General features: G+C 45.5%; 9 protein-coding genes. 1 reads left to right on the top strand and 8 read right to left on the bottom strand.

What is annotated here, in order from left to right; genetic code table 11:
- Nucleotides 1-42 precede the first annotated feature (42 nt).
- Both QUA56_RS35760 and QUA56_RS35755 read right to left on the bottom strand, forming a co-directional pair.
- Nucleotides 43-483, bottom strand: a complete 441-nt coding sequence (locus QUA56_RS35760) for a transposase (RefSeq protein WP_333368558.1) — start codon at nt 481-483, stop codon at nt 43-45.
- Nucleotides 480-1,124 (bottom strand): IS607 family transposase, encoded by a 645-nt coding sequence (locus QUA56_RS35755; RefSeq protein ID WP_194066589.1) that lies wholly within the window; start codon nt 1,122-1,124, stop codon nt 480-482. The genes QUA56_RS35760 and QUA56_RS35755 overlap by 4 nt, the downstream gene beginning before the upstream one ends.
- A 481-nt stretch (nt 1,125-1,605) precedes the next feature.
- On the opposite strand from QUA56_RS35755, the gene QUA56_RS35750 reads away from it, so the two are divergent.
- Complete coding sequence (locus QUA56_RS35750; protein WP_332985658.1) at nt 1,606-2,742, top strand: PP2C family protein-serine/threonine phosphatase; 1,137 nt, start codon at nt 1,606-1,608, stop codon at nt 2,740-2,742.
- Between the two features lie 56 nt (nt 2,743-2,798).
- On the opposite strand, the gene QUA56_RS35745 is transcribed toward QUA56_RS35750, so the two are convergent.
- From QUA56_RS35745 to QUA56_RS35720, 6 genes are all read right to left on the bottom strand, one after another.
- On the bottom strand, nt 2,799-3,125 hold the full coding sequence (locus QUA56_RS35745) for an STAS domain-containing protein (protein WP_332985659.1): 327 nt from the start codon (nt 3,123-3,125) through the stop codon (nt 2,799-2,801).
- 238 nt (nt 3,126-3,363) lie between these two features.
- Nucleotides 3,364-4,068 (bottom strand): helix-turn-helix domain-containing protein, encoded by a 705-nt coding sequence (locus QUA56_RS35740; protein WP_333368553.1) that lies wholly within the window; start codon nt 4,066-4,068, stop codon nt 3,364-3,366.
- 78 nt (nt 4,069-4,146) lie between these two features.
- Nucleotides 4,147-4,698 (bottom strand): DNA starvation/stationary phase protection protein Dps, encoded by a 552-nt coding sequence (gene dps / locus QUA56_RS35735; RefSeq protein WP_333368550.1) that lies wholly within the window; start codon nt 4,696-4,698, stop codon nt 4,147-4,149.
- Between the two features lie 95 nt (nt 4,699-4,793).
- On the bottom strand, nt 4,794-5,054 hold the full coding sequence (locus QUA56_RS35730) for a sulfiredoxin (RefSeq protein WP_333368547.1): 261 nt from the start codon (nt 5,052-5,054) through the stop codon (nt 4,794-4,796).
- A 485-nt stretch (nt 5,055-5,539) separates the two neighbouring features.
- Nucleotides 5,540-7,525, bottom strand: coding sequence for an AIPR family protein (locus QUA56_RS35725; protein WP_333368544.1), 1,986 nt, complete (start codon nt 7,523-7,525; stop codon nt 5,540-5,542).
- A gap of 412 nt (nt 7,526-7,937) precedes the next feature.
- Nucleotides 7,938-8,621, bottom strand: coding sequence for a DUF1345 domain-containing protein (locus QUA56_RS35720; protein ID WP_333368541.1), 684 nt, complete (start codon nt 8,619-8,621; stop codon nt 7,938-7,940).
- Nucleotides 8,622-8,868: the final 247 nt, after the last annotated feature.

Raw genomic sequence — 8,868 nt, 5'->3', positions numbered from 1 at the left:
TCTATCCTTTCTCTTCGCTGTGCTTACCTCAACGGTCAACTTTCAATTTGATGTATTTGCCAAAGTGAGATGCACCCAACTTGAAACTTGAATTTTGTGGTTCCCCAAGATTTTGACTGTTCCTTCCAATGTGAAAGAGTCACGCCGCCCTTTCTTCTTAAACTTAGGTACGCCAGCAGTTTTTTTAAAACACCGCTTCCATGCTTCCCGCAATGCCATTAATGCCTGTTGCGGTGTAGATTTGGAGCATTCATAGTACCAAGCATTCTCCGACTTCACGAGTGCTACTAACAATTTGTGCAAGTCAATAGCTGTGGGAAATTTGAGTTTTTCGTTGGGATTGGTTTTATTGTGGTTGAGTATGTTTTTGGTCAGCCACAATCCCCAATTCCAAGCGTGACGCGCTACTCCACAATGCTTGGCTAACTGCGTTCGCTGTTGATTATTTAGTTTCAACTCTGTCTTGAATCCTAACAACATCATTGCTTTGCCTCGTTTACAGCAGCAGTCATGCCATCAATTAGCTTTTTGTTTTTCTTGCTTCTCGATCCGTAAAGACGTGCCGAAAACACAGTAATAAGCTCAATCATGTCTTGTACTAATTCCTGCTCAAATGTCACTTCCTCCGAAGTTTTGTTAATGATTACAACCTCTGTCTCAAACTCCTCACAGATAGCAAATACAAGCTCTGCACCGAATCGTAGCAACCTATCTTTGTGCGTTATCACCAGCCTTGCAACATCACCTTGCATGATGCGTTTTAGCAGTTTTTGGAGTCCTTTTTTTTGGTAGTTCAAGCCACTTCCTAAATCCTGAATTGTTTCGTACTGCCAACCGTTAACGCTGCTAAAAGCTTCTAAAACTTGGGCTTGACGGACTAAATCTTCTTTCTGGTCGTGGCTTGAAACACGAGCATAGTTGATAGTTATGCGTTCATCTAGCTGCTTTAAATCTCTGGGCGTAATGCGTTTAATATCAGCTAGAAAGAATCTTCTTTGACCAGTGGGCGATCGCTCTGATTTAATCTTGCCAGAGTCGGCCCAGCGCCTTAAAGTCTTGGTAGAAACGCCTAATTCCTTTGCGGCGTCTCCGATACTGACCGTCACTTCTGATGTATTCTCCATCAACTCAACTGATACAGACTACACCATTATTCTTGCCCAATCCGGGAAGGATGTCAATAGATGTCTAAGAATTTAGTTACAGTTTCTTCCCCTTTTACGTGGGGACAACTGGACGAAATCCTTTGGGAAAGAAGGCTCTCCACTCAGAACACGTAGCTTAACTACGTCGCGCGACAATGGTGAATGGATAAAACCAGCTATCCCTTGCCTTTAAAGAGTGAAATCATGGATATATCCTAGAAACCAGGTTCCGAAATGGCTGAAAACATTGGTATATCGTCAGTTTATGCAACTTTGACGGTTCGACCCCGCCAAAATTTGCATCAAATTTAAAGGTAAATTGAACTCGATGGCTGGCTGGGAAAAGCATTTACCTAGAAAGCGATGTTATTAGACTATACTCAATCTCAGACAAGCGCGCTGACAGGATATATTTTTAATGAGCCCCAGACCTTGAAAGACTTGTAGTACCTGAGTGCCCATGTTTCAAATTCTGGTTATTGACGATGATACGGCTGTTCAAGAACTGCTGAGAAGAACCCTGAAAAAACAGGGTTACGAAGTAACAGTAGCAAGTAATGGCGAAGACGGTGTAGCCCAGGCGCAAAAATTGCGTCCGGCCCTGATAATTTGCGATTGGATCATGCCGCGCTTGACCGGCATAGATGTCTGTCGTCGAGTTAAGGCAGATCCGGATCTGTCAACTACACAATTCTTTTTGTTGACTTCTTTGGGTTCGATCGCCGATCGAGTCAAAGGCCTCGACGCCGGTGCCGACGATTTTATCTCCAAGCCGATCGAACTCAACGAATTACAGGCGAGAGTACGCGCGGGATTGAGGCTGCACCAACTCAGCCGAGATTTGAAAATAGCCAAGCAAAGTCTGGAAGCCGAGTTAGCCGAGGCCGCCGAGTACGTGCAATCGCTGCTGCCAGATCCGATGACGGAACCTGTCAGCATCGAGGCAAAATTCATTCCCTCCCGGCAGTTAGGGGGAGATTGCTTCGACTACAACTGGCTGGATGCCGATTATTTGGCGATTTACTTGCTCGACGTGGCCGGTCACGGTTTGCGGGCGGCGCTGCCTTCTGTGGCCGTGCTCAATTTGCTGCGATCGCGCGCGCTCCCCAACATTGACTACTACAAACCCAGCGACGTTTTGCGCGCCCTCAACACCACCTTCCAGATGAGCTACCAAAATGACAAGTATTTCACCATCTGGTATGGCGTTTACAACCGCATTTCTCGCCAGCTCGTTTACGCCAGCGCCGGCCATCCCCCGGCCGTGTTGATTTCCCAGTCGCCTGCGAGCACCGCTAAAATCCAGCGATTAAAAACCCCCGGAATGCCTGTGGGGATGTTCCCCGACGCCCCCTATGTCGATAATTGCTGCGATGTCGAGGATTTGAGCACTCTCTACATCTTTAGCGACGGGGTATACGAGATCCACCAACCAGACGGCAATATCTGGGGGCTTGACCCTTTCATCGACCTGCTAGCAGCCTACAACGGTGCAACTGCCGACCAGTTAGAGCTAGTTTTGAACTACATTCAAACGTTGAACGCTAAAGCAGTTTTTGATGATGATTGGTCTTTACTCAAGGTAAACTTTGGCTAGCTGACCCCTTGCAGCACATCTGCGACCAAATAGCAAGAAGGCAGCAGCCAAAAGATTTAGCTAGTAGAGAGAATTTTGCTATTAAAAGCATCGCGGGTCGGAAATATCTCGAAAACTCGATCCATGCTGGTGAGCTCAAATAAGATGCGGATTTGCTCGTTGATAGAACAGACGACTAATTGACTCCCAGCGGCCCGGACTGTTTTGAGCGCCAAGACTAAAGCGCCCAAACCAGAACTATCCATAAATGTCACATCAGTGAAGTCTATCAATACCACATCGGCTCCCGCTTCCACTAGGTCGCTAATCTCTTGGCGGAATTGACTTGCCTTGGTGCCGTCTAAAATGCCAGAGGGCTGAATAATTTTAACTACAGGACTCATATTTTGCGGTGGGAATGTCAGAATTTCTAGCCAGACTAGGCTAGTATAGCTGCGAGATGGACTCCGATCCAAATAAGAGAGGGGGAAAGCGCCAGAGCCTGAGAACGGGAGAATAGTTTGGAGTGCAAAAGATGGTGCTCGTCGCGGATCGTAACGCCGATCGGAGTCGCAGTGCTTCGCCGGGAGTGAATTTTGAGAGGGGACAATCTTTGTTCTTCCGAATGCCTTCTGGTATTAATCAAACCGGGCTAACTTTGGCGCGGTAGAGCAGTTTCTCGCCTTGTCTGTAGCCTGTGTAGCGGACGCTGACGAGTTCTCCGGGATCGGCTGTTCCTTCCATTAGCTGGTGCTGTTGCGGGTTGTAGGGAATCTGGGCTCCGACTGGGGCGATCGACTCTATCCCCCAATGCTCCAATAACTGCTCGACTGGCCGCAGCAAGGGCAGTAGTTTCTGAGCCCGCAATTGGTGATTTTCCTGAGCTTTGCTCGCAGCAGTCGGCCACTGCAACATCCAAGATTCTAAAATTTGCACGCTAGATAATTGGAATTCCTGCATCAAAGATTCTCGCTGCTGTTCGATCGAAGCTTGCAGGCGCTGATATTCTTGTTCTAGGGCTGTCGGTGGTGCCTGTTCTAACTCTACATAGTCTGGCGCCAAGGTTGCGAGCAATTCGGTTAAGGAAATTTGTAAAACTTGACTGATTTTGAGCAGGATGTCGGCTCGGGTTTGCAGGGCTAAGCCGCGACGCAGGCGACTTAGCTGGATCTCGGAAACTCCTGCTTTTTTGCTGAGTTCTCGATCGCTCGAAAGCCCCGCCTGTTGCATCAGGCGTTGCAGTTGAGGAGCATAATCAGGAATATTAGCTGCCACGAAAAATTCATCCAAATTAATAAATGGACATATTCTCGATCCTAAGCTCTCAGGAGCATTAACGAAATACATTTTTGGGGCGGGCTGTTCGGCCCGCCCCACAGGAGTTTCGCAATTTATGAAGATGCAAGTTCAATTCTTGAAAGCTTGCTATTTGACGGCTACTTTTTCCCGGGCGGCGGCTGTTGCAGTTGTCGCAGAACCTTGCAAATGCGCTTCTAGGAACCACAAACGCTTGTCAATTGTCCGCGAAATTTCGGTGTAGAGATCCGCTGTATCGGCGTCGCCGAGTTCGCCTGTTTTGTCGATCGCGACTCGCAGGTGTTGGGCGTAGGGTGCGTAGCGATCGGCCAAAGCCGTCACGTATTCTTTGCCGTCTACAATGTCGAAAGGAAATTCTGGCAGGATCGAATCTGCGGCGGCTGTGCGGGCTGTTCCTACAGCCAAACCGCCCAAAGCTGTGACCCGTTCGGCAACCGTATCAACGTATTCTTCGAGTTCTGTTGCCATTTCGTCAAACAGCAAGTGCAACTGGTAGAAGTCCATGCCTTTAACGTTCCAGTGAGCTTGCTTGACTTGAGTTTTTAAGTCCAGAGTCGTTGCCAGCGTGGCGTTGAGCAGCCCGACTACTTGAGAGCGGGTGGCGGCTGACATATCTATGCGAGTGGGGTAAAGATGTTGTTTGTGGTTGTTGGCAGTCATAGGTTTTTAGGTTGTTAGTAGTGATTGTCGATCGAACTTCTTAGAAAGCTTTGGGCGATCGAATGTTTGCCTGTTGTGAATTTCTATTGAGAGGCTCAGGCTAAGTGCATCTGCAACACGGCACGGGTAGCTCGGCGTACTTTACAGCGGATAGTTTCTAAACCGAGACGCTGGCAAGCTTCGTACCGGTGGCAGCCCGAAAATCCGTAATACTGACCATCTACTTCTAGCACGTCGATGGGTTCGTTTAAACCTACCTGGCGGATGGATTCCATGAGGGCGGCTACTTTGCTTTGGTCGTTGACTCGCGGCAGGGGGCGGCGAATCTGGTTGAGGGGAATTTCTTCTATCCTCATGGCGGCTCTCTTTTTTGCTTGTTCTTAAATCATACTCGTAATGACTTCGACTTGGCAAGAAAAATGAGGACTGAGGCAAAAATTAGGTTTTTGCTCCATGACCGCGATTGCCCCATGCGGAATAATCGGAAAATTTGCGATCTTGTTCACGTGCAAGTCGAGCTACTGGTGAATGATGTTGAGCAGGCGATGTATCAATTACGTCTGAACGCAGGGCAAACGCATCTAACTTTTGATTTTCTATATATAGTGTTACAACTGAAGCTAAAACACTATATGTGGAATTCTTTTGTCAATAAGGAACAATAAAGCCGAGTTATTGGTTCAAAAGCCCTCTTTATTGACAAGATGCGTTTGCTCTGGCCCTGCGTCTGAACGGAGTTCAGTTCGTCACGGTCGTGTTGAGCAGCGACAGATAATCGCATCACTGCGAATATCTTGATAGCAGCCGCTACAACACGGTTGTTAAACAACAAGCATCAACATCAAGGGCTAGTGCGTTCGACGATTTCAACTGCTTTGGCATTCAATCCCTTATCATTTGTCACAAGCACAAACTCGACGACATCTCCAGGACTCAATCTCTGTTCAGTACCACGAATATCACGGAAATGAACAAATATGTCTGGGTCGTGGCTCCCCCGAATAAAACCAAACCCCCTAATGTTGCTAAACTTTTTTACTGTGCCCTGTTCGCGTTCAAGTTGAACAGCAATAGATCTAGATTTGGGTCGCTCAAAATCTTTAACGTCTGAATTTTTAGCCAACTCATCATCCAAAAGGGTAATGAGAGCCGTTGTAAAAGCTTTGCGACGAGTTGCCTCAAACGGATTATAAGTTACTTTTGCCAATGCTCGATCAATTAAAAGAGTGGCGCTCTTGAAAATCTCAAGAGCTTTCGCTTCATCCCATAGGACTGTGCGTAGACTATCACAATATTTTTCAATCCTTTTGTTATTCAAATACGGTGGTTGAGATGTCTCACTGAGCATACGAAAAAGCATTAGGAGATGGAAACGAAATGCACGATGATTCTTACCGTTTAATTCCTTTTGTACAAAGAAGCGTTCAAGCAGCGTATAGGCATAACCACTACAGTAATAAGGATAAGGGTTATGTTCCTCTTCAAAAAGTTTGCCTTTGTAAGCTTTCAATAATTCGCCGTAGTAGCGATGGGTACTTTGTGGTTCATTCAAAAACATCCCCAAAAAACATTTAACTTGTGTTGCGAGCGAAATGATTTGGGCTGGTTTTATAGGAAATCCGTCATATTGCTTAGAACGTCGTTCATAGTAAAGTTGCCCTTCTGTTTTAAATGTGTTGTAAAATTCTTCTAGCTCTTTATGAAAAGGCTTAGTAGATTCAAATGCTTCGACATAAACCTGTGTCTGCCTGTTGGTTGCTCGAATAATTTGATTCGTAACTTCAGTGTTGTTAGTAACAATCAGTTTTAACGGCACAAACATTTTATCAGTTAGTGCATCCTTGTTAAGGAATATCACATGACTGGTTTGACAGCCATTAACAACCTGATAATCTTGAATAGAAAAGCGCGAACCAACCTGCGTAACATTTTTGGCAACCACTGTAATTCCATTATTCAAAAGCGCAAATCTATCACTTTGATATTCGTCCTGTATTGTTGCCTCGATTTCTTGGTTGACAAGATTACTACCTTGGAAGTCTCGAACATTATCATAAAAAAGACTTCTAAGAAGATTACCATCTGTGTCTGTAATTAGTTTCAAATATTCTGAAGCTGGTAGAATTCCAATGTAAGCTTGATGAATTTCGCCGATGGACGGCATAGCTGTGTGCTTATCAAAATTAATCTCCTTAGTGACTTTTCGTCTAAGCTCTAAATAAAGTCGTTTGATATGTTCATTATCAACGGCGACGAAGCGAACTATGCTGAATAGTTTGGTTGCTTCAAGTACAGTTTTTTCATTTTTCACCCTACCCTCTAGGGTTGGATCTGCTGCCCATGTTCCTGTTGTGACGTAGTACATCTCACAAACAGGTACTTTATCCATGTCGATACTCAAAGTGTAAATATAATCTTTAAGAGCGCGAAGATTTGTCACTTGCGGGTTCATAGGAATAGCGGGTTGCTCTTCAAAGAAACTACGAACGCCAAACAAGAAGTTGCCTAATTCTCCTGAGTCAAATTTTGGGGAGGTTTTTGATTGTATGAAAATAAATTTGACATCAAAGCGGCGGAGGTTTTCGCGAAAATAGTCAATTTCCTCTTGTGAGGTGACCATGTGATCGTTGACAAGAATTGCTATTCCATCAAGACTATTATCATTGGGGCCACCAACTGTCGTTGCTTCAACATCAAAAGGATCAGGATGAATTTTTGAGAGGATTGTGTGATTGACAAAGTATTCAAAAGCAGTTGGTTCATCAAGATGCTCAAGACTGCTGTCGTCTACAAATTTTTTGACGTAACTCTTTAGAATCAGATCCATATTGCTGCAAATTGGGAAAAAAACGTATTTATCAAGTTAAGCCTTGACACTGAGTATCAAAGCTGACCACCATTATAACTAGAAAATCCTTAAATGTCTTTATGCCAGAGACTTTCGGTACTAATGATTGCACCCTCCACGATACTTTTTCAACTACGCCCTCACAGATAACCCAAGTGGTATAACTATTATTAGGCTGCCCATTTCCGCAGAATACTTCAAATTACGCAGATAGGCGGAAGGTTTCCATATAAATCCTTATTAGATTAACATTTTTTATTTAATTGGGCAAATTTGGGTGACTAGGTTGACTTTCTTGCGTCCAACTCGGGAATTCTGGCAATAAGCAGCGCCCTAAAACAAGCTCGATCGCCCATTCACAAAAAATGGCAGCATCTGCTACTTAATCCTATCAACTCAATCCAGCAATAATATTGACACTCATAGCCAGAATAGCGGTGTTAAAAAAGAACGACAGCACGCTGTGAAAAAGCACGAGATACCTCGTGGAACGAGAAGTGATCTGCACGTCTGCAACTTGGCAAGTCATGCCAATACCAAAGGAGAAATATAAAAAATCTTTGTAGTCAGGTTCCTCGTCGCCCGGAAAATCCAAACCCCCCGCCTGTAAGTAACTGCCGTGCTGCTTGCTGCGGTTTTTGTAGTAGCTGCGGGCATAGTGCATGGTGAAGATAGTGTGTACCTGCATCCAAGACCCAACAATTGTTAAAACAGAAAGCCCCAAGTGCAGAAATAGCAAATTCGGCGACAGGCCTTTGGTATCGCGCAGCAAAAAGAAGATGGCTAACAAGCTAGCAAAAGCCGCTGCCACGATCGTACTTAAGATTGTTAAGCGGCCGGCATCCAACTGCTGAGCGTGGTGGCGCATCAATTCGGGAGTGCCTTGCAGCATCAGCATCCAAGTCAAAATCAGAAAACTGACCGCGCCCGCGTTCCAAATGCACAGCGTCCGAGTCAGGGGGAGATAGTCAGGCGGCAGCAACACAGCAACTGCCATAGCAAACAGAACAGACACAAACATGCGGTGCCGGACGCTCCACACCCAGTGCATTTTAGATTGGGAAACATTTTTCATTTTTCACCGAAAAAATGGGCGGAGCGTAGCGGAGGGCTGAAGCCCCGTCCTTCGCTTGACGGCTTTTGGTTCGGAATTGTCCGAAATTCCGGCTGATTGTGTTGTATAATCTTTTGTCTTCATATGTGAGTTTTCAACAGTCGTGGAACAAGTCTTAACGCTAGTTTGCCAACTTCAACCGACACTTGAGCAAAGCGCTAAAATCGATGCTTTGCTTGCCTCGTTTGCGGATAGTTGCAACTACACC

Origin of the sequence: Microcoleus sp. N3A4, from assembly GCF_036701805.1 — a bacterium.
In the GTDB taxonomy this organism is placed as follows: Bacteria; Cyanobacteriota; Cyanobacteriia; order Cyanobacteriales; family Microcoleaceae; genus Microcoleus.
The sequence above is the reverse complement of the archived record's forward strand: the minus strand, read 5'-3'. Positions and strand labels throughout refer to the sequence as shown.